General features: G+C 36.9%; 15 protein-coding genes. 8 read left to right on the top strand and 7 right to left on the bottom strand.

Annotated elements, in window-relative coordinates; genetic code table 11:
• Positions 1 to 74: 74 nt before the first annotated feature.
• Positions 75 to 917 carry a GLPGLI family protein gene (locus NQ163_RS11085; RefSeq protein ID WP_268190393.1) on the top strand — a complete coding sequence of 281 codons (843 nt, stop codon included), beginning with the start codon at positions 75 to 77 and terminating at the stop codon, positions 915 to 917.
• Positions 918 to 1,129: 212 nt separating this feature from the next.
• Complete coding sequence (locus NQ163_RS11080) at positions 1,130 to 3,823, top strand: TonB-dependent receptor (RefSeq protein ID WP_268190392.1); 2,694 nt, start codon at positions 1,130 to 1,132, stop codon at positions 3,821 to 3,823.
• A 100-nt stretch (positions 3,824 to 3,923) separates the two neighbouring features.
• Here NQ163_RS11080 and NQ163_RS11075 read toward each other — a convergent pair whose 3' ends face one another.
• The 4 genes from NQ163_RS11075 to NQ163_RS11060 all read right to left on the bottom strand — a co-directional run bounded on the left by NQ163_RS11075 (position 3,924) and on the right by NQ163_RS11060 (position 8,822).
• Positions 3,924 to 4,673 carry a shikimate dehydrogenase family protein gene (locus NQ163_RS11075; protein ID WP_268190391.1) on the bottom strand — a complete coding sequence of 250 codons (750 nt, stop codon included), beginning with the start codon at positions 4,671 to 4,673 and terminating at the stop codon, positions 3,924 to 3,926.
• Between the two features lie 29 nt (positions 4,674 to 4,702).
• Positions 4,703 to 5,638, bottom strand: a complete 936-nt coding sequence (locus tag NQ163_RS11070) for a DUF368 domain-containing protein (RefSeq protein ID WP_268190390.1) — start codon at positions 5,636 to 5,638, stop codon at positions 4,703 to 4,705.
• Between the two features lie 38 nt (positions 5,639 to 5,676).
• Complete coding sequence (locus NQ163_RS11065; protein WP_268190389.1) at positions 5,677 to 7,083, bottom strand: tetratricopeptide repeat protein; 1,407 nt, start codon at positions 7,081 to 7,083, stop codon at positions 5,677 to 5,679.
• Between the two features lie 182 nt (positions 7,084 to 7,265).
• Positions 7,266 to 8,822, bottom strand: a complete 1,557-nt coding sequence (locus tag NQ163_RS11060; RefSeq protein ID WP_268190388.1) for a DUF4301 family protein — start codon at positions 8,820 to 8,822, stop codon at positions 7,266 to 7,268.
• Between the two features lie 240 nt (positions 8,823 to 9,062).
• Between NQ163_RS11060 and NQ163_RS11055 the strand changes: the two genes are divergently transcribed.
• Complete coding sequence (locus NQ163_RS11055) at positions 9,063 to 10,010, top strand: TIGR01212 family radical SAM protein (protein ID WP_268190387.1); 948 nt, start codon at positions 9,063 to 9,065, stop codon at positions 10,008 to 10,010.
• Between the two features lie 78 nt (positions 10,011 to 10,088).
• On the opposite strand, the gene NQ163_RS11050 is transcribed toward NQ163_RS11055, so the two are convergent.
• Positions 10,089 to 10,814 (bottom strand): tetratricopeptide repeat protein, encoded by a 726-nt coding sequence (locus tag NQ163_RS11050; RefSeq protein WP_268190386.1) that lies wholly within the window; start codon positions 10,812 to 10,814, stop codon positions 10,089 to 10,091.
• Between the two features lie 112 nt (positions 10,815 to 10,926).
• Positions 10,927 to 12,762, bottom strand: a complete 1,836-nt coding sequence (locus NQ163_RS11045) for a YgiQ family radical SAM protein (protein ID WP_268190385.1) — start codon at positions 12,760 to 12,762, stop codon at positions 10,927 to 10,929.
• 125 nt (positions 12,763 to 12,887) lie between these two features.
• Between NQ163_RS11045 and NQ163_RS11040 the strand changes: the two genes are divergently transcribed.
• The 3 genes from NQ163_RS11040 to NQ163_RS11030 all read left to right on the top strand — a co-directional run bounded on the left by NQ163_RS11040 (position 12,888) and on the right by NQ163_RS11030 (position 16,445).
• Positions 12,888 to 13,727 (top strand): histidinol-phosphatase, encoded by an 840-nt coding sequence (locus tag NQ163_RS11040; RefSeq protein ID WP_268190384.1) that lies wholly within the window; start codon positions 12,888 to 12,890, stop codon positions 13,725 to 13,727.
• 207 nt (positions 13,728 to 13,934) lie between these two features.
• Complete coding sequence (locus NQ163_RS11035; protein WP_268190383.1) at positions 13,935 to 15,740, top strand: lysophospholipid acyltransferase family protein; 1,806 nt, start codon at positions 13,935 to 13,937, stop codon at positions 15,738 to 15,740.
• 96 nt (positions 15,741 to 15,836) lie between these two features.
• Positions 15,837 to 16,445, top strand: a complete 609-nt coding sequence (locus tag NQ163_RS11030) for a LysE family translocator (protein ID WP_268190382.1) — start codon at positions 15,837 to 15,839, stop codon at positions 16,443 to 16,445.
• A 305-nt stretch (positions 16,446 to 16,750) separates the two neighbouring features.
• Here NQ163_RS11030 and NQ163_RS11025 read toward each other — a convergent pair whose 3' ends face one another.
• Entirely contained in the window at positions 16,751 to 17,779 is a 1,029-nt protein-coding gene (locus NQ163_RS11025) for a Smr/MutS family protein (protein ID WP_120239346.1), read from the bottom strand.
• Positions 17,780 to 17,874: 95 nt separating this feature from the next.
• Between NQ163_RS11025 and NQ163_RS11020 the strand changes: the two genes are divergently transcribed.
• Positions 17,875 to 19,122, top strand: coding sequence for an S-adenosylmethionine:tRNA ribosyltransferase-isomerase (locus tag NQ163_RS11020; protein WP_268190381.1), 1,248 nt, complete (start codon positions 17,875 to 17,877; stop codon positions 19,120 to 19,122).
• Between the two features lie 605 nt (positions 19,123 to 19,727).
• Positions 19,728 to 21,611 carry an OmpA family protein gene (locus tag NQ163_RS11015; protein WP_268190380.1) on the top strand — a complete coding sequence of 628 codons (1,884 nt, stop codon included), beginning with the start codon at positions 19,728 to 19,730 and terminating at the stop codon, positions 21,609 to 21,611.
• Positions 21,612 to 21,641 lie beyond the last annotated feature (30 nt).

Here is a 21,641-nt window from a genome sequence, read left to right as displayed (position 1 = left end):
TTTTTTAGATTCTGGTTTTAAACCATTTGTAAAATTGGAAGTCATAGCAGCATAACAAACATACATTGTACATCATGAAGAAATTTCTATTGGCCTTTGCTTGTTTCCTTGTTTTGGGAAGCAGCTTATTTGCTCAAGACTTTCAGGGCAAAGTTTACTATGAAAGTAAAACGACTGTTGATTTCGATTTTGGAGGAAGACAAATTCCTGAAGATCGAAAAAAGATGATTCTGGAACGTATGAAACAGATGAGTGAGAGAACTTACATCTTAAGTTTTAACAGAACAGAATCGGTATACAAACAGGAAGAAAAGTTGGAACAGCCAGGAATGGGACAGGGCCGAGGCGGCATGCGAATGGGCATGATGATGGGTGTTGGTGGTGAAGATTACTACAAGAATGTGAAGTCGGGAAAATATGCGGTATCGAAAGATTTGTTTGGAAAGATATTTTTAGTGAACGATAGTTTGCCAAAACTACAATGGCAAATGCAGGCCGAAACCAAAAAGATTGGCAATTATACAGCTTATAAGGCTACCGCAGTGAAACATGTGAGTGAGCCAAATATGAGGGCGGTTTTTCAGCGAAGAGGTAGAGATCAGCAAGCAGATAACAAAGAGCCTGAGGTGATTGAAAAGGAGATTGAAATTGTAGCTTGGTATTGTCCTGAGATTCCTGTGAATCAAGGTCCGGGCGAATATTGGGGATTGCCAGGTTTAATCATGGAATTGAATGATGGCAAAACCAGTATTCTATGCTCAAAAATCGTAATCAATCCAAAAGAGAAGATCGATATCAAAGAGCCTAAGAAAGGCAAAGAGGTAAATCAGGCTGAGTATAATGAGATATCGCGTAAGAAAATGAAAGAGATGCGTGAGAACTTCAGAAGTATGAGACCTGGAGGAAGAAGAAGGTAATTATAAATTATGAGTTATGAATTCAGAATGAATTTGAATTCAATAAAGAAGGCTGATTTGGCATCTCTTTTTTCAAGTTATTTTTTTGCAAAAAGCTAATCGCTAGATCAATAAGGAAAGTGAGAAGCAATTTATTGGATAAACAAATTGAGTAACTCAAGCTTGAAATAAATCAAATATCCCACTACTTCATTTAAATTGAAAGGAAAATCATGAAAAAGTATTTTTTCATATTGATATTGTTGTGTGCAAGTCTTATCACTTTTGCGCAGGAGAATGTCAATCTTAAAGGAATCGTTACGGATGATTCTGGTAAGGCCATTGAAATGGCCAATGTAATTGCAATAAATACGGAGACGAACTTGTTGGAATCCTATTGTGTTACCAATCATAGTGGTTTGTATAAGGTGAAGTTGAAGTCGGGTTCGGTGTACAATATTAAGGTGAGCTTTATTGGCTATGAAGCTAAAGAGTTCCGATACGAAGCTACTACAGAAGATGGAAGTCATGATGTGAGCATGTCGGAGGAGAACAGCATGTTGAACGAGGTTGATGTGACTTACACCATGCCTGTAATGGTGAAAGGCGATACCATTGTTTACGATACTGATTCGTTTACCGTGGGAACCGAGCGCAAACTGAAAGATGTTCTGGTTACTCTGCCAGGAGTGGAAATGAACGACGATGGACAGATTGAAGTAGAGGGGAAGCAGGTGCAAAAAGTGATGGTGGAAGGAAAGGATTTCTTCGATGGCGATTCTAAAATTGCTGCCGATAACATTCCTGCCGATGCAGTAAGTAAGGTGGAAGTGCTGAGAAACTACAATGAAATTGGACAAATGAGAGGCCTTACAAACGACGAGGATAATATTGCTTTGAATATTCGACTGAAGAAAGGGAAGGATAAATTTTGGTTTGGTGAGTTCACTCTTGGTGCAGGTCCTGATGAGAAGTATTTGGCGCATCCTAAACTGTTTTATTACAGCCCAAAATTCAGTTTAAACCTGATTACCGATGCCAATAATATTGGTGAAGTTCCTTTTACCCGAAGAGATTTCATGAATTTTACGGGTGGTTTTAGAGGTTTTAATCCAGGAGGAGGAAGTTCCATTAGTGTGGGAGGAAATTCTCTGGGGATTTCTACAGCTCAAAACAATCGTGCCAAGGATATTGAAACCAGGTTTGCAGCTTTGAATTTTAGTTACGAATTGAAAGATAACTGGGATATTGGAGGATTTGGAATCTATTCCTACACCGGAACCTTAATGGAAACTCAAAAAATAACTACCTACGAGTTAGAGGATAATCAATCGCAGGTGGAGAAAAGCATAAGCAGGAACGATCAGGATGTAGAGTTGGGTTTGTTCAAATTCAATTCGGTGTACAAGCCAAATGCAAACTTCCAGTTTGATTACGACATATTTGTGAAGCAATCGGACGATGACGAGGAAGAAGAAGTGGAGTCGACGGTTGATGATGAATTGGATAGAATTTACCAGTTGAAACAACAGGAGCCGATTACTTTGCAACAATCCGCTAAAATCTATTACACGGCAAATGATAAGAACATATTTGCTTTCGAAGGTCAGTATATGTATCAAAACGAGGATCCGTTTTACAATTCAGTTCGTGATGAGTTTGCATTTACTGACTTATTTCCGATAGATCATTCGGTGAGTTTGTACAATATGAATCAGGAGAAGAGAATTGTTACCAATAAAGTAGATGCAAAGCTGGATTACTATTTGGTAACCGGAGACAAGAGCAACTTGCAGTTTAGCTTGGGAACTACGCAGAATCATCAGAATTACGATACGGAGATATTCCAAAAGTTGGATGATGAATTTGATTTGGAAATGGCAGGCGATGAATTCAAGAACGATGTGAAATTTAATGTTTCTGATCTGTTTTTCGGATTTCACTACAAATTGAAGGCGGGGATGTTCACTTTTAATCCTGGCTTTACCATTCATCAATACGAAACCAAGAGTACACAGCATGGTAAAAAAATTAAGGATGATTTGACTTCTGTATTGCCGGATATCTATATCAATATGCAGTTGAAGAAATCGGAAAATTTGCGATTCAACTACAGAATTACCAGAACCTTTACCGATGTTTCGAAATATGCTGAGGCCTTTGTGCTGAACAATTACAATTCGGTTTACGGTGGAAATCCTGAATTGGAAAGCGCTTTAAAACACAATGTATCTTTGAACTTCTTTAGTTTTAACATGTTCAACTTTACACACATGTTTGCGAATATCAGCTATACCAAAAGTATTGAAGGATTCAAGAACAATGTGATTCCTATGGGTATTAACCAGATCAGTTCAACCATTAATTCTGATTTGTCGGATGAGTCGTTAAGTGTCAATGCAAGATATCAAAGAACCTTTAAGAATATAAAAGTATCGGCTAAAGCTAATGTTTCCTGGAGCGAGAACAACAATTTGGTGAATTCTCAGCCAACAAAGTCGGAGTCATTTAATCAGAACTTTACAGGATCTATTGGTACGAACTTTAAGAATGCTCCAAATATTGAATTTGGCTATAAGTATAGCATCAATAAATATGATAGAGGAGCGACTACAAGTACTTATTACACCAAGCGTCCATTTGCAAGATTAGATATGGCTTTCCTGAAGAACTTTATGCTTACGGCAGACTACGATTTTTATTCTTATACCGATAAGGACAAGACCATAGAGAATGAGTATAGTTTTTTAGAAGCTGATTTGACCTACAGAAAACAGGATAGTAAATGGGAATTTGGGATCAAAGGAAAGAACCTATTGGATACGGATTCTTTGGATAGGAATAGTGAGAATGATTTTTCCTTTACTTCGTCAACTTACTTTGTGCAGCCAAGGTATTTCCTGTTTACAGTGAAATATGACATTTAAATCAATTACGAATTTTTAATTATAAATAAAACAGCCGGCGAATAATTTCACCGGCTGTTTCAGATTTAAGTTCATTTAATTAATAATTCATCATTTATAATTAATAATTATTTTCGTTCCAGATTTCCCAATTCTTCTCAGCTTGCAGGTGAAGCATTTTTAAACCATTGTGTGTTTTGGCTCCTTGTTCTGCACCTTTTTTCATGAATAGTGTTTCGGCCGGGTTGTACACCAAATCGTAAAGAAAGTGTTCCTCACTTAAATGTAGGTATGGAATGTTTGGGCAAGTATCATCTTTTGGAAATGTACCCAGGGGAGAGCAGTTTACGATTAATTTATAATCCTCTATGATTTCCTGTGTCAATTCCTCGTAGGTGAATTGGTTTTCTTTGGCTGATCGACTTACAAATCGATATTCGATACCCAAATCTTCCAAACCTCCGGCTACTGCTTTCGATGCTCCTCCTGTTCCAAGAATCAAGGCTTTTGGTCGTTTTTCTCCAATAAATTCCTTTAGTGATTCCTGAAAACCGTAAATATCAGTATTGAACCCTTTCAGTTTTATTTCATCACCATTTTTAATAATCTGAACAGAGTTTACAGCACCCAATTTAGCTGCTAAAGGATCGATTTTATCCAAAAATGGAATTACTTCTTCTTTGTATGGAATGGTTACACAAAAGCCTTTGAGGCGATTGTTTTCATCCAAAATTTTAGGCAACTCCTGAATGGAAGGAAGCTCAAAGTTCAAAAATTCAGCTTCGATATTTAAGTCAGTAAATTTCTCTTCGAAGTACTTTTTCGAGAAGGAATGTCCCAAAGGATATCCAAGAATGCCGTAGGTATTCATTGTGCTTAATTCAAATTAATAGTTGATGTTTATTTTGATTCTTCAGGAGAATATTTTTCCATGATCCAAATTAGCAAGAATCCAGCCAGAGCCAAAATTAAAGCAAAGTACAGTTGGGAATCTTGCGCTTGAATCGACTCAAAGGTTCCAGGTAGAATGTTCTTTTGAAGTACGGGAATAACCTCTCCATGTCTGTCAATTCTTGTGGTAATGGTTTCTTTCCAAGGCCAAACTTTGTTTAATGATCCAATCATGAATCCTGAAAGCAAACCAATGGTCATGTTGTGATATTTTTTAAGCAACCAGCTTAATAGGTGAGAGAAGCTTAGGATACCCACGCCTGCACCTGCGGCCACGGTTGCAATCACATCAACTTTAAAGCTACTCAAAGCGCTTAGGATATGATTGTATGATCCTAACAAGACCAGGATGAATGCTCCTGAGATTCCCGGAAGAATCATGGCACAAATTGCCAAAGCGCCAGATAGAAATAAAAACCAGTAGCTGGTTGGAGCCTCGGCTGGTGTTAATTCAACAACCATATAAGCTATAACAGTACCGATAATCATGGCAATTATGGTTCTGGCTTTCCATTCGGTTATTTTTCGGGCAACCACAATTGCCGATGCTACAATTAGACCAAAAAAGAAAGACCAAATTAAAATGGGTTGAGTTTCCAGCAAGTTCTTCACAATCTTAGCCAATGTATAGAAACTAAATCCAATACCTGATAGTAAGGCCAAAAGGAAATTCCCATTAACGGCTTTCCAAAAATCTTTCAACTTAAACTGCAAAAGAAGCTTTATGGCACTTAGGTTTACCGATTTAATGGTGTTGATTAATTCTTCGTAAATTCCAGTAATAAAAGCAATGGTTCCACCCGAAACTCCAGGTACAACATCAGCAGCTCCCATACCCATACCTTTTAGGGCAATAAGAACATAATCTTTAATTTTTCTAGGCATAATTGTTTTGTGCGTGAAATTAAGTAGCAATATATTTTCTATGCGGAATAAGCCGCTATAATCTTCTTGAATTGTGGGTTTTCTTCCAATTCAGGAAACTGAAGGAAGATTTCGTTTAGATTTTCGGCATCAATATCCGTTGATTTCTTGATATAATGCTCTGTTGCATTTAAATCACCCGAAAGCATGTAATAAGCAGCCAAATTGTTGAAAAGTTCCGGCGATTCCGGATTGTATCCACAACTCTCTAAAAGAACATCGATGGCAGTTTCGACCTTTTCATTTCTATGGTAGAATTCTGCCAGAGTGATCGAGAAAGTTGGATCGTAAGGATCTAAATCAATGGCTTCGCGAAAGGCGCGAACTGCTTTTTGTGGAGTTTCTGATCTTGAATAAGCCGATGCCAAAGCAAACCAATAATCAGGATTGTCACTATCTAGTTTATTAGCCTTTTCAAGATAAACCAAGCTCTCATCAATTTTGTCCTGATACATCAAAATCAATCCCATTCCAAACCATGGATCAGGAAGCTCTTCATTTGTTTTTATGGCAGTTTCGTAATAGTTCAGCGCTTGATCGTACTCGTTCAACTTTTCGAAACATTCGCCAATATAAGAATAGGTTGAAGCATGATCATCTTCAAATTCCAAATATTCGATATAATGCTTAATGGCCTCCTCAAATTTGCCGGAATTCGCCAGGGCATTGGCAAGGTTAAAGTAAGCCTTGCTGTGCTGTGGATTTACTGCCAAAGCAAACTCGTAAGCTTCTATTGCTTTTTGAAAGGTCGCCATGCGATTGTAAACAATACCGATGTTGTACCAGGCATTATCCGAAAAAGGATTTAGATCCAGAAATTTAATGTAAGTATCGATACTTTGCTCATCCAAACCAAGTTTCTCGTAGCAATATCCCAGTTCAAAAAGTACTTCGGAGTCTTCCTCGTTCAATCTTAATGCTTCCTCTAAATAACCAATTGCCAAATCGAATTGGTTGAGTTGTTCAAAAGCCATTGCAATTCTAAAAAGAAGGTCTTCTCTGTTTTCGTGATCTTTCGTTAAAGCTTCGTCGAATTGTTTTTTAGCACTTTTGTGTTTTCCCATCAGGTTGTAGATATTGCCTTTTAAAAGCCATATCTCCTTGTTGGATGATTCGATTCCCTGAACTTTATTTAGGATTGCCAGTGCTTCGAGATGTTGCCCACGATTGATTAATACCTGGGCTTTTTTAATTTGAATTGAAATGGCAGAGGGATGCTGCTTACTGGCAATGGTGGTAACTTTCACCGCATCGCTATATTTATTTTTTTCGATATAATGATCTATGATGTTTTCAAATTCGTGAACATCAAAGTAATAAAGCTCATTCGCTTTAATCATTTCCTCATATCTACTTACAATTGTAAGTACATCACCATCAAGATAGTTTTCTGTATTATCTATCATTTATCAAATTAAAATGATTACTGCATTGCAAAAGTAGGATTAATTTTAAAAATACCAAGTTGTAAGATATTAACAAAGTGGGTGTTTTTATCACTAAAAAATTGGTATTAGCCTAAAAATAAAAGGTCTTGCATTGCAAGACCTTTGTTGATTATATCAATAATCTTGTGGTATGAATGGTATTATAAGTTTCTGTGTTCGATTCGTAATAAGTCGAAAACTGTTTTTACCGGATTAAAGGTAATGATAGGAACTTCTACAAATATGGTGTTCCAGTCAGACATTGCACCATTCCAAAGGCCTGGCAACTCCATGGCTTTTAAATCTCTTCCATTGTTTGATTTTTCAGAAATAAAACCAGTTTGAGGATCGATAAATTTGCTTAAGTCAAACTTGTTTCCCTGGTAATCCTTGGTTCCACAAATCAAATCAACTGGGTTGAAGTGTGTGGCTCTTTCAAAAATGTTTTTCTGTCTAACATCCGATTTGTCAATTTGAGAACCTTCAATAATCTGTAATGAAACAGAACCATCTGTATTTCTTGCCCAGAAAGGACCACCACCAGGTTCGCCTTCATTTTTCACCATTCCGCAAACACGAATTGGTCTGTTGAATTTATCGAATAAGTATTTTTTAAGCTTATCAGGATTATCCTTTTTTAGGCTGGCAGGAGGAGTGGTGCAAAGTTTTTCTTCAAGGAAAGTCAACATTTCCTTTAGAGTATCTTCAGAAATTTCTTTGTCTTCTTCCAGCAATTTTAAATAATCGAAAATGATGGATTGATTTTCCAATAATAGACCTGCTAAAACTTTCTTAAACTTGTAGGTAGTTTCTTTTAGCCTGTCAGGAACCACATTGTCGATATTTTTAACGAAAATAATATCTGCTGTAAGTTCGTTCAGATTTTCAATTAATGCACCATGCCCACCCGGACGGAATAGAATTGATCCATCTTCGTTGCGGAAAGGTTCATCATTAATATCAACTGCAATTGTATCTGTAGAAGATTTTTGAACAGAATAGGATACACTCAAATGACCCTGATATTTTTCTTCAAAGGTATCTCTGGTTTTATGGTAACGATCCTGGAATAATTTTTTGTGATCTTCAGATACAGTCAAGTGGATGTTCGCATTGCCAGCTTCATCTTTGGCATAGTTCAGTGCTTCAACCAAATGTTCTTCGAAAGCTGTTCTGGAATAATGCTTGTATCTGTGGAATTTCAACAATCCTTTTGGTAGGTTCCCGTAATTAAGACCCTTACTATTCAAAAGCATGGCTAAAATTTCCTTGAATTTATTTTTGTCTGCCATTTTATCCAAATCCAAACCTTCTTCCGTCATTGCATTTTTAAGATCGCCGTAAAAGGCAAAATCTTCCAAACGGTCAAAGAAATTGAACATGGTTTCAGGTCCTTTATTGCACAGGAATTTCAGATATTCATCTTCAGTGTCCTGATAAGTGTTTAGAAAATCATAAAGGATTTTAAACATTCTTGATGCTGCACCAGAGGCAGGAACAAACTTTAAAAGTTCTAGATTTTTAGAATGTGTGCTATACACTTCTTCGTAAATCTCAAGTTCTTCATCTTGAATTTTGGTAATACCGTCTTCAATTGTAGCCGGTTTTTTCAGTTTCATCTTCGGAAAGCCATTTTTAAAATTGCCAATCTGTGCTTCGATTTTTTCTACAGAAATTCCTTTAGATTGAAATTGAGATAGATCTTGTTCTGAAAACATGCTTAAAGTTTTATTAAAGTGTCCGAAGCAAGATAAAGAATACTTTCATAAAAAGAAAAGTCCTATGGCTTTAATAATGAAAAAAATTATGCAATACAGTGAATTTGTTTAAATACCAAAGAAATAGGGAAAGTGTATGTTTGTATCCTACATACATTACTAGTAGGGAGGAATCAAAATGGGATTGCCGGGTTTTGAATTAAAATTCTATTTGTATTTTTGCCGCAAAATAAATGATAAATGACTGACATTACTTACCCATGGGGACATGAGGGACGATACAACGATTTTCCTTCTTATTTTAAAAACCGATTTGCTGAAAGAATCCAAAAAGTATCGATAGATGCTGGCTTTACCTGTCCTAACCGTGATGGGAGTAAGGGTGTTGGGGGTTGTACTTATTGTAACAACAATAGTTTTAATCCAGCTTATTGCAGTCCGCGCAAAACAATTACAACCCAAATTGAGGAAGGGATTGATTTTTTTAAGGCCAAATACAAAACGCAGAAATATTTGGCTTATTTTCAGGCATACTCGAATACCTATGGTCATATCGATAAGATAAAAGAACTGTATGAAGAGGCTTTGGCTCACGAGAAGGTAGTAGGCTTGGTTATTGGAACAAGACCCGATTGTGTTGGTGATGAGGTATTGGATTATTTGGAAGAGCTTGCCAAGAGCAATTACATTGCCATAGAGTATGGAGTTGAATCGGCAAATGATGATGCTTTGCTGGCTATTAATCGTGGTCATACATACCTTGAAGCAGAAAGAACCATTCAAAGAACAGCCAATCGAGGCATTCATATAGGTGTGCACCTGGTAAATGGCCTGCCGCATGATAGCAAAGAAGACATGTTGAATCATGCAGTTGAATTATCGAAATTGCCTATTGAAACTTTAAAATTGCATCAGCTTCAAATTCTTAGAAACACTCAAATGGCTAAGGAATATGAGCAAGCCCCTGAGCGTTTTTACATGTTCGAACTCGATGAGTATTTGGATTTTATTGTGAATGTAATTGAGAGAATAAATCCTGATGTGATGTTGGAACGCTTTACCAATCAGGCTCCTCCGGGGTGGTTAATAGCTCCCAAATGGGGCATTAAAAATTATCAGTTCGTGAACAAACTGAATAATCTTTTAAAGGAGAGAAATACCTGGCAGGGCAAGTTGTTCGAGAAGTAAAATATAAAGACCTGACAGTGTTTCAAGCCTGTCAGGATCTTGTTTTGAATCAATTAAATTTCGGAACAGTGAATGTAGTTACTGAATTTGCTTCAGAACATCGGCGCCTTTTTTGTATCCCATTTTAACCGACGCTTTGATGTCTTTTACGGCGCCATTTTTGTCACCATTTTTTAGCTTGGCAATTCCACGTGCATAATATGCTCTATCAAGTTTCTTGTCTATTTTAATGGCTTTGTTGTAATGTTTGATGGCATCATTAAAATCGCCAGTACAATCGAGCGAAACGGCTTTGTTGTAATAAACGCCAGAGGAATTTAAGCCAATTTTTATGGAATGGTTGTAATCTTCTATGGCTCCTTTGTAATCTTCGATATAATATTTGCATATGCCGCGATAGTGATATGCTTTAATGTTTCGAGGATTAATATTTAAAACATGTGAATAATCTTTTATGGCCTGCTTGTAATTTTTCTGATTCTCATAAAGAATTGCACGATTTAAATAGGCTTCTTCCTCAAATTTCTGTTTGCCAATTACAACATTTAAATCTTTTATGGCAACCCGGTTATTGTTAAGATATGAATAAGCAATGGCACGATTAAAATAGGCAGGCAAGTAGTTTTTATCTTCTTTTATTATAGAGGTAAAGTGCTTTACAGCTTCTACAAACTTTTTGTTTGCCAGCAATTCAATCCCTTTCTCATTTTGTCTGTCTTGTTTTGATTTTTCACAATTTGTAAACAAAAAGATGAATCCGAACAACAACAAATATTTAAAAGTCGTTTGGTAAAATGGTTTCATAAATTAAGCTTAGAGTTTGAACACCTAATGTACAACTATATAGAATAATAATAAAGTATTACCTGTTTAATGTCATTAAAAATATTATTAACAGTGTTTATTGCTTGTTAAACTATCTAAATAACTTGGTGAGTAAATCTTTTTTGCCCATTTTGATTAACTCTTGTTTAATGGCATCACGATATTCTTTTTTATACCAGAATAGGAATTTTCTTTGCGACAATTTCTCTTTTTTAGTTTTGGCAGTGTACACCTTTTTTAAAGTATAAGGATGATAACCTGAATAATAAATCACGGTTGCAACTGTCATTGGTGTAGGCGTAAAATCCTGCACTTGTTCCAGCTTAAAATCCAACTCTTTGGTTTTTATTGCCAAATCGGCCATGTCGGTTCCATGACTTCCAGGGTGACTAGAGATAAAGTATGGGATAAGCTGTTGGTTCATGCCTTCTTTCTTGTTGATTTCATCAAACAGGGTTTTTAGTTTGTAAAACAATTTGAATGAAGGTTTTCGCATGATTTCCAGAACTTCATCCGAAGTATGTTCTGGTGCTACCTTAAGTCGGCCGGAAACATGATTTTTAATCAATTCAACCGCATATTCCTTATTGGATTTATTGGTGCTTTCATCTTTTGATTCATGCATCATTAAATCGTAGCGAACACCACTACCGATGAATGATTTCTTAACTCCAGGAATCTTATCTACTTTTTTGTAGATATCCAGCATTGGCTGATGATTTGTGTTTAAGTTAGGACAAACATCAGGGTGAATGCAAGAAGGGCGACGGCAAGTTTTACAAATCGATTCAAAAATCCCTTTCATCTGGTACATATTTGCAGATGGACCGCCTAAATCAGACAGATAGCCTTTAAAGTCAGGCATTTTTGTAATGTGCTCAACTTCTTTTAAGATTGATTTTTCCGATCGGTTGGCAATAAATTTTCCTTGATGAGCAGAAATGGTACAGAAGGAGCAACCACCAAAACATCCCCTGTGCATATTAACCGAAAATTTAATCATTTCGAAGGAAGGAATGTGTTTGCCTTTGTAACGCGGATGTGGGAGCCTTGTGTATGGCAAATCGTAAATCTCATCCATCTCTTTTTCATTCATCACCGGATAGGGCGGATTTACAACAATTTGCTGATCACCGTAGTTTTGAGTTAGTTTCTTGGCCATCATGGCATTCGATTCCATCTCGATGTATCTAAAATTGCTTGCAAATTTCTTTTTGTCAGCCAAACAGTCCTCATGCGAAAAAAGCTCCTGGCTTTGCCATTGCTTTTTTGTGGCATATTTTTCATCCTGATTTACGATGAATGAGGTTTGAGGAATGTTGGTAAGCGAATAAAAAGGTACACCTCTTTTCATCAAGCGGATAATTTCCTTTAATGGTTTTTCTCCCATTCCATATACCAGCATATCAGCACCACTATCCATTAGTATGCTTGGTTTCAATTGGTCTTCCCAATAATCGTAATGAGTTAACCTTCTTAAAGAAGCCTCAATTCCACCTACCAATATTGGTGTTTCAGGATATAGTTTTTTTAAGATTTGAGTATAAACAACTGTAGGTTTGTCTGGACGGAATCCATGCTTTCCTCCGGGAGTATAAGCATCATCATGACGAAGTCTTCGGTTTGCAGTGTAATGGTTCACCATTGAATCCATATTACCAGCGGTAACTCCAAAAAACAATCTTGGCTGTCCAAGCTTTTTAAAATCTCTTAAATCATCACGCCAGTTGGGTTGCGGAACAATTGCAACCTTTAAACCTTCGTGTTCAATAATTCGTCCAATTACCGAAGCACCAAATGATGGATGATCCACATATGCGTCTCCGCTAAAAAGAATTACATCCAATTCATCCCATCCTCTTTCTTTAACCTCCTTGGCCGATGTAGGTAGCCATTGATTATATCTAGTTGTTTCTTTATTCGCCATAAGTCTTGAAATTACTGCAAAGATAGGATTATTTAAAAATATTTTAAAGAAGCGAGCCCTTATTCCTAAGCTCATCTCGAAAGTTCTCGATATTGCATTATATTTGCACAACATAAAACGAGCTAATGAAATATTTTTCATATCATACACACTCCACTTATTGCGATGGCAAAGGAGAACCGGAAGAATACATAAAAGAAGCAGTTGATTTAGGAATGAGAGCAATTGGTTTCTCATCTCATGCCCCTTTAAATGAAAGTATTCACTGGGCAATGAAAACTTCGAATGTTAAAGCTTATCAGGAAGAGATCAGTCGCTTAAAGGAGGAATATAAAAGTGAGATTGAAGTATACCTGTCGCTGGAGCTGGATTATATTCCAGGAATAACAAAACCCTTTAAAACCTGGAAAAATTCCGCAGGATTGGATTATACAATTGGATCGGTACATTTGGTGAAAGGGGATTCAAATGATGAATTTTGGTTTTTAGATGGTCCTGATACCAACTATTCGGAAGGAATTCAGAAACTGTTTCGTGGTGATGTTGAGAAAGCTGTATCTGCTTATTTCCATCAGGTGATAGAAATGATCGAAAGCCAGAAACCGGATGTGCTGGGTCATATCGATAAGGTGAAGATGAATAATAAGGGGCGATTTTTTGAGGAATCGGAAGAATGGTATCTCAACTTACTGAATAAAACCTTGGATGTAATCGAAAAATCAGACTGTATTGTGGAAGTGAACACCCGTGGCATTTACAAAGGGAAATCTGACAAGCTGTTTCCTGATGATTATTTTTTAATAGAATGCTGTAAGAGAAATATTCCTGTAACAATTGGTACCGATGCACATCAACCTGCTGAATTATTAAGCCATTTTGATGAAACTGGAAAAAAACTGAAACAGATAGGTTTTAAGCAAGTTAGTGTTTTTCATAAGGGAATTTGGATTAAAGAAAGTATTTAAATAAAAGAATAGAGTAGTAATTTAACCAAATATTGAAGCTCACATATAAGAAATAATACTATTTTTGCCTAATTAAGACGAAGTGTTCGATTGAAACGAATGCTACCCAAAGGACAACTAAAACAAAAACTAAGAAAGGAAGTCAATCTTGTTGTTTAAGTAAGATTTTACCTTAAGGAGAAGGGACTTTCAGGAAAATATTAATATATGAAATTAGTCGATCCGAAAGATTTGCTAAAAGCCAGCGAAAGTTTAAATTGGTTTGGCGGTGAAAGCTTTGCCAAATTTCTAATGTACATTTTAAAGTTAGACAAGCTGAACAAGCTATACTCTGATAATTGTTGTAAAGACGGGATTGAGTTTATAGACGCTTTGATTGAAGAGCTGGGAATCAAATTTGAATTTGATGAAGAAGAATTAAAGCGAATTCCTACCGAAGGTGCTTTTATTACCATTTCGAACCATCCATTTGGAGGAATTGATGGGATTATTTTGATAAAACTATTAAGTCTTGTTCGACCGGATTTTAAGGCAATGGCGAACTTTCTGTTGAAAAAAGTAGAGCCAATCCAGGATTATTTCCTGGGAGTGAATCCGTTTGAAGATAGAAAAGGTGCTGCATCCAGTACAGGAGGCTTAAAAGAAGCATTAAGACATTTAAGTGATGGAAAGCCATTGGGAATTTTTCCGGCAGGAGAGGTTTCAACCTATCAATCGGCTACTCATAATATTTCGGATAAGCAATGGATGCCTTCCATTCTTAAATTTATTAAGAAGGCCGATGTACCGGTAGTTCCAATTTATTTTCAGGGGAATAACAGTTTAATTTTTCATTTGTTGGGGATGATTCACCCAAGTTTGAGAACTGTGAAACTTCCTTCTGAACTCTTAAATAAGAAGAACAAGGTTGTACGCATTAGAATTGGTAATCCGATTTCTCAAAAAGATCAGAAAGGCTTTACGGATATCAATCAATATGGAAGATTTTTGCGCGCAAAAACCTACATGTTGGGAACACCAATCGAGGTAAAGAAATTTTATCGCTTTAAGCGCAAGGCCAAAGTGGTGAAAGTAGAGGATATTATACCTCCTATCGATGAGAATGTGATTCGAAATGAGGTAGACAGCTTGAAAGAGGATTATTTGTTGTTTAAAAGCAGGTCGTATTGCGTGTATTGTGCGCCTTCATCAAAACTGCCAAACATACTAAATGAAATTGGTCGTTTGCGTGAGATCACTTTCCGTGAAGTAGGTGAGGGGACAAATCAGAGTATTGATATCGATGAGTTTGATCTGTATTACCATCAGCTTTTTATTTGGGACGAAGAAAATCATAAGATTGTAGGAGCTTATCGTGTTGGTAAAGGACATGAAATCTTGTCGGGTTATGGATTAAAAGGCTTTTATTTGCAAAGTTTGTTCCGAATGAGCAAGAAATTTCAGCCTATTTTAAGTCAGTCTTTGGAGCTTGGGCGTTCTTTTATTGTGAAGGAATACCAAAGAAAGCCAATGCCTTTGTTCCTGCTTTGGAAAGGGATATTGTATTTCCTGCTTAAGAATCCTGAATCTCGTTATTTGATTGGGCCGGTTAGTATTAGCAATAAATACTCGAATTTATCGAAAGATTTGATCATTAAATTTATAATGGCCAACTATTTCAATTATGAAATGGGACAGCATATCAAATCGAGAAAGCAGTTTAAGGTTAAAATTAAGGACTTGGATGTTGATATTTTACTGGAAACAGCTAAGAATGATATCAATAAATTAGATAAGCTAATTGGTGATTTTGAAATTACCAATGACAAGTTGCCGGTTTTATTGAAAAAGTACATTTCATTAAATGCTAAAATTGTAGGGTTTAATATTGATCCGAATTTTAATGATTGTTTAGATGGATTGCTTGTGTTGGATTTGTTTGATGTTCCCATGAAAGTGATTGAATCCTTATCGAAGGAAATAAACGATGATACAATTCTTCAAAGATTTTCGTCGGATGATATGGAATTTTAAGAGATTTATTCCGAACTTTGCGATTCAATTTTGTTAACTGAAAAAGACGATTAGTTGGAATTTCAATATATATTTAAAGGGATAGTTGTGGGCTTAATGGCTTCAATACCGTTAGGACCCATTGGTGTTCTGATCATTCAAAAAACGCTGCAGAAGGGAAGGCTGGCTGGTTTTATTTCAGGATCAGGAGCAGCTGTTGCTGATACTTTATTTGCATCCATTGCAGTTTTGGGCTTGGGATTTGTGATTAATTTTATTCAAGCCCAGGAATTTTACTTCAGATTAATTGGCTCTATTTTCCTGATTTTGGTTGGATTAAGGATTTTTCTGGCCAATACGGTGAAGCAGTTTAAAAAGTCGCAGTCGCCAGGAAAAAGAGGAATGTTTGGTGATTTTTTGGCGATCTTTTTTCTAACCCTCTCTAATCCTATTGCGGTTCTGTTTTTTGGAGCCATGTTTGCCGGTGCTTCAGTGTTTGGAGATGCTCATTCTGCATTAACAGGTCTTTATTTATTGCTAGGTGTATTGTTGGGTGGAGCATTGTGGTGGTATGCCTTATCAACCATTGTGGACTTGTTTAGAAAAAAGTTTCGACTAAAACAGATGTTTTGGATCAACAAAATATCCGGATTAATCATTGCCATTTTGGGATTCTTGGTTTTTCTTTCCTGCTTTGAGCCGATCAAATCATTCTTGAATTCTTAATTTTCAAAACAGATCTTGAGTAAATCTGACTTTCTGGGGCATCTGTTTTTCAGGGAACTCAGCTTAATAGCTGAAAAATATCATTTGCTGAAGTATGACGCTTCATTGCATCGTGAGTTCAGCTAATTAAAACTATTCCACGTTTCGACTCTTTGACTTTTCGACTCTTTGACTTTTCGACTGTTGGACTGTTGGACTGTTGGACTGTTGGACTGTTGGACTGTTGGACTGTTGGACTGTTGGACTGTTCAAAAAAAAGGAGCACAATTTCTTGCACTCCTTCACTCATTCTTTATAATTCGGAATTATCGTATCGTTACCATTGTAGCTCCCCAGCCATATTCTTTAAACGAAGCATCTTGCTGGTAGTGCTTTTTGTATTTGCGTCGTAATTCGTCGTGTACTTTCTTTTTCAAAGTTCCATTTCCAATTCCATGGATGAACACAATTCTTTTTCCTTTCGAATTTTGGTATTGACGCATGATTTCATGAAACTTGTTCAATTGAAATTCCAGAATGTCCGCATTTGAAAGACCAGTTACCGAATCAATCAAAGAGTTGATGTGAAGGTCAACTTCAATGATCTCCTCTTTGCCTTTCACATTGATTTGTGGTTTTGATGATTTATTGGCAGACTCTTTTTCACGAATCACTTTTTTAAACTCTTTTTGGCTCAGTTCCTCCAATTTGTGTTCTAAATCTTCACCAGTTAGTTTGTGAAGAATTACATTTTGCTGAAAATAGGGAGTGTCTTTGTAGCTTGTAGACTTGTAGAACTTTACCGGTTGAATCTTGATGTTTCGTTCAAGAGGCTTCTTGATGTCAGACTCACCTGGTTTGTAGAATAAAATCTGAAAGAAGCAGCTCGATAATTCATTTAACTCCTTAAGGTCATATTCGTTCAGCAGGATTTTTGATTTTGGATCGAGGTTACCCGCTGTTTGTCCTTCCATCTTGTTGCCTTTTTTATCATAGAATCCATACAGAAGAATATGATTGGTATCATTAATCAGGTAAAGTTCCTGAGGACTCTCCGTTGGATTATAGCCTTCACGCGGAGCAAATGCTACATATACTTCTTCTTTCTCTACAAATAAGTTTTGTGCACTTGCTTTAACAGTGGAGCTTTCTGATGTAATATGTGTGGTTTGCTGCTGATTTGCTTGCTCGCCACCTGCTGCTTCAACTACTACAAGATTTTTTTTTATGCTTGGAATCTCAAATTCATCTTCATCGTTCAACACCATAACGGTATTTGCATCGATAATTTTGGTTACGGTTCCTCCGCCTATATCATTTAAAAAACGGACTTTATCGCCTATATTGATTTGCATTTGATCTGATTTTTTTAATTCCCAACAAAGTTAGCTATTTTTGCCGATCAAAATGAATTGCCGCATGATAATGTGTGGCGCACAGATGAAGGAAGATGGAGATTAATACAGAAAACAAAACATTAGAGACACAACAGATTGAAATTGCAAATTTTACTTACGATTTGCCCGATCATAGAATTGCAAAACACCCTTTGGAAAATAGAGATTTATCTAAATTGTTAATTTATCGCAATGGTGAGATCAATGAATCTGTATTCAATCAACTTCCGGAAGAAATAGAGTCGGGAACGAAGATGGTGTACAACAACACCAAGGTAATCCAGGCAAGATTAATTTTCCATAAAGAAACAGGAGCACGTGTTGAGATTTTCTGTTTGGAACCCTTGAATCCTGCTGATTACAACCTGGCTTTTCAGGCAACTCAGAAGTCTACATGGAAGTGTATTGTGGGGAATTCAAAAAAATGGAAATCCGGAGTGTTAAGCATGTCTTTCTTCGTGGATGAGAAGGAGTATCAATTGCAGGCAGAGAGAATTCAATTGTTGGATGGAGCCCAGGAAATTCAGTTTAGCTGGAATCATGAGGAGCTCAGTTTTAGCGAAGTATTGGAGCAAACAGGTAAAATTCCAATTCCTCCTTACTTGAATCGAGATACTGAAGAAGGTGATTTACTTCGATACCAAACGGTTTACTCCAAATTTGAAGGATCTGTGGCAGCACCTACTGCAGGTTTACACTTTACCGATAAGGTTTTTGCAGAAATGGATGCCAAAGGAATTGAACGTGAAGAATTGACTTTGCATGTGGGTGCAGGTACGTTCAAGCCTGTGAAATCTGATCAGATTGGGGATCATGAAATGCATACCGAGCATATCCAGGTAACTGCAGAAAGTTTAAGAAGTATTGCGGCTACAAAAAATGGAGTCATTGCAGTAGGAACAACATCGGTTCGTACATTGGAAAGTTTGTATTGGATGGGAGTTAAAATTCTGACAAAGGCAGAGGATCCTAAATTATTGAAGCAATGGGAAGCCTATCAATTGCCTAAGAATTATACGGTAGAAGAATCATTTCAGGCCATTTGTGCTTATATGGAAGAGAATGAAATCAGCCTGTTTAATGCGGCTACGCAAATTATTATTGCTCCAGGTTACGATTTTAAGGTGATCAAAGGATTGGTTACCAATTTTCATCAACCACAGAGTACTTTGTTGTTGCTAATATCAGCATTGGTGGGTGAAGATTGGAGAGAAATCTACCAGCATGCCTTGGATAACGAATTTCGTTTCCTGAGCTATGGTGACAGTTCACTCTTAATGAAAAGAGAGAGACTTGCTTAGTCCAAAGGTCTGGAAAGTAGAAAAGTAGAATGGTAGAATGGGACACTTTCTCCTTTTTCACCATTCTACTATTTTACTTTTTGTATTTTCTTCCGTCACATGTGTGAATAATGAACAATTAATAATGAGTAATTAACAATATAAAATTACAGCTTTGAAATTGTTTTTTTAATCATGCTGATCTTTGCGAATAGCTTCGTTTGTGTTCATCTGTGGACAAAGCTTATCAACGAAAATCATATCCATCATCAAGATCTTCGTAAATCTCCTTCCTTTTACCTTTCACCTTTTTCACCATTCTACTATTCTACCATTCTACCATTTTACTTTTCTACTATTCTACTATTCTACTATTCTACTTTTCTACCATTTTACTTTCTCCTTTCTCCTTGTTGCCTGGTATTTGTGATTTGTGATTTGAGATTTGGTCCCGAAAGCTTTCGGGATTGTGATTTGTGATTTGGGATTTGTGATTTGGGATTTGGGATTTGTGATTTGGGATTTGGGATCTGAGGTTTGGTCCCGAAAGCTTTCGGGATTGAATTTTGGGATTTATTCCAAAAATCCCTATTTTTATTTATGTTCATCCCAAACATTGTAAAAGTATGGCTGCCAAATTTCAACTGACTTTATTGTTTGTTTGCTTTGCTTTTCTGCTGTCTGCTCAAAGTCGATTTTTGAGAAGAGGAGAGAAGGCCTTTGTGAAGACTCATTTTGCAGAGGCAATTGCAAATTTTAAAAATGTAAAAAACAAGAACCCTGAAATCAACCGCAAGATTGCAGAGTCCTATTACTTCTTGGGCGATTACCAGGAGGCTGAAAACTATTATCAAAAAATATATGATAGTGAGAAATCTGCTGACGATTTGTTGGCCTTGTCTCATATCCATTTAAATGCGGGAAAGTATAAAGAGGCAATATTGTCTTGTGAAAGAGCTGCAGAAAAAGGTGCGAATCAGGTTCATGTAGACAAGAGAATCAAAGCCATACAGGAATTAGAGAAAGCTACTGACGCTTCAGGAATGATTTTACGCGCCATTCATCAGCAGCCCAAATCGAAAAGTTTGGGTGTAAGTGTGGTGGGGAATAAAATCATATATTCTAATCTGGGTAAAAAGAATGCTCGTGGACTTAAGAACTATCAACTGTTTTACAGTGAGTTTGCCGATCAGGAATATTCAGAATTGAAGCCTTGGGCCGATCAATTGAACAATGCTGTTGATTTGGGCGCTATTGCTGTTTCCGGAGATGGGAAAAGCATGTATTACACAAGTTGGTACACCAGGAAAGGCAGGCAATATATGGAGATTGTTGAAGCTGAGTTCAAAAATAACCGGTGGAAGGCAAGTTTTGTTCTGCCATTTAATGGACGAAAGTATTCATGTGCTTATCCCTGTATTAGCAAAGATGGCAAGAGTTTGTATTTTTCTTCGGATATGCCAGGCGGATACGGCGGCATGGATATCTATGTATGCCATAGGAGAGGGAAGTCCTGGGGAAGACCAATTAATTTGGGAGAAGAAATCAATACCAAACATCATGAAATTTACCCTTCCATTTTAAAGGATGGAAAGTTGTGGTTTGCTTCCGACGGGCAAGTGGGCTATGGTCGTTTGGATCTGTTTTATGCATCGAAAACCAAAGAAGGCGAGTGGGGAGAGGTGAAGAATGCAGGGCCTGCTTTAAATTCATCGCAGAACGATTTTAGCATTCAGGATAGTCCTGAAAAAGGACAGCTTTTAATGGTTTCGGACAGAAACAATAAGGGGATTCGAGATCGAATTTATTCATTTGGTGCAGATCGAAAAATGCAGGTAGAACTTTTTGTGAAAGAGGTGATCAGCAGGGAATCCGTTTCGAATGCGAAGATTGAAGTGGAAAAGGTGTTGAGTAATCAAATGATTGTGCCCCAGCAAATCGCTGCAGATAGGTTTCAGTTTGATGTCTCCTGGTATGAATTGGGAGAGGGCATTCTTTACGAGATAACTGCAGAGAAACAAGGCTATGAAAGCACACATTTGAAGTATTACCCCATGGAATCAAATTTGAGTGTTGACATACTACTTAGGAAGCTAGAGAAAGATATGGAGAAAGGTTTTGCCAAAGAGTTGAGCCCGATTCATTATCCTGACAAGAGAATGATGTTCCGTAAAATTCATTTTGATGCGGGGCAAGAGAGTTTAAATTCAGAAGCAAAATTAACTTTATCGAAAATGGTGGGTTTCTGGAAGATGTATCCCGACTTGGACATTGTGATCAACTCTCATACCGATTCGAAAGGAGCTGCTCAGTCCAATAAGACTTTATCCATGAAGAGAGCAAAAATGGCCAGGGAATTCATGATTGCCAAGGGTGTTGATTCCAATAGAATCATCTGTAATGCCTATGGAGAACGTTTTGTTGTAAATGGATGTGTCGATGGTAGTGAGTGTTCGGAAGAACAGCATCGACAGAACCGAAGATTGGAGTTGTTGTTTGTAATCAAATAGCTTTGTCAGTTATCAGTTATCAGGGAGTTT

The sequence above is a fragment of the Marinifilum sp. D737 genome, from assembly GCF_026672275.1.
Classification (GTDB): domain Bacteria; phylum Bacteroidota; class Bacteroidia; order Bacteroidales; family Marinifilaceae; genus Marinifilum.
This window is presented reverse-complemented; position numbering and strand designations above follow the sequence as displayed.

What these genes read in the sequence shown, in the direction of transcription:
- NQ163_RS11085 (WP_268190393.1), top strand. Translation starts at nt 75, where the DNA reads ATGAAGAAATTTCTATTGGCCTTTGCTTGTTTCCTTGTTTTGGGAAGC.
- NQ163_RS11080 (WP_268190392.1), top strand. Translation starts at nt 1,130, where the DNA reads ATGAAAAAGTATTTTTTCATATTGATATTGTTGTGTGCAAGTCTTATC.
- NQ163_RS11075 (WP_268190391.1), bottom strand. Translation starts at nt 4,673, where the DNA reads ATGAATACCTACGGCATTCTTGGATATCCTTTGGGACATTCCTTCTCG.
- NQ163_RS11070 (WP_268190390.1), bottom strand. Translation starts at nt 5,638, where the DNA reads ATGCCTAGAAAAATTAAAGATTATGTTCTTATTGCCCTAAAAGGTATG.
- NQ163_RS11065 (WP_268190389.1), bottom strand. Translation starts at nt 7,083, where the DNA reads ATGATAGATAATACAGAAAACTATCTTGATGGTGATGTACTTACAATT.
- NQ163_RS11060 (WP_268190388.1), bottom strand. Translation starts at nt 8,822, where the DNA reads ATGTTTTCAGAACAAGATCTATCTCAATTTCAATCTAAAGGAATTTCT.
- NQ163_RS11055 (WP_268190387.1), top strand. Translation starts at nt 9,063, where the DNA reads ATGACTGACATTACTTACCCATGGGGACATGAGGGACGATACAACGAT.
- NQ163_RS11050 (WP_268190386.1), bottom strand. Translation starts at nt 10,814, where the DNA reads ATGAAACCATTTTACCAAACGACTTTTAAATATTTGTTGTTGTTCGGA.
- NQ163_RS11045 (WP_268190385.1), bottom strand. Translation starts at nt 12,762, where the DNA reads ATGGCGAATAAAGAAACAACTAGATATAATCAATGGCTACCTACATCG.
- NQ163_RS11040 (WP_268190384.1), top strand. Translation starts at nt 12,888, where the DNA reads ATGAAATATTTTTCATATCATACACACTCCACTTATTGCGATGGCAAA.
- NQ163_RS11035 (WP_268190383.1), top strand. Translation starts at nt 13,935, where the DNA reads ATGAAATTAGTCGATCCGAAAGATTTGCTAAAAGCCAGCGAAAGTTTA.
- NQ163_RS11030 (WP_268190382.1), top strand. Translation starts at nt 15,837, where the DNA reads ATGGCTTCAATACCGTTAGGACCCATTGGTGTTCTGATCATTCAAAAA.
- NQ163_RS11025 (WP_120239346.1), bottom strand. Translation starts at nt 17,779, where the DNA reads ATGCAAATCAATATAGGCGATAAAGTCCGTTTTTTAAATGATATAGGC.
- NQ163_RS11020 (WP_268190381.1), top strand. Translation starts at nt 17,875, where the DNA reads ATGGAGATTAATACAGAAAACAAAACATTAGAGACACAACAGATTGAA.
- NQ163_RS11015 (WP_268190380.1), top strand. Translation starts at nt 19,728, where the DNA reads ATGGCTGCCAAATTTCAACTGACTTTATTGTTTGTTTGCTTTGCTTTT.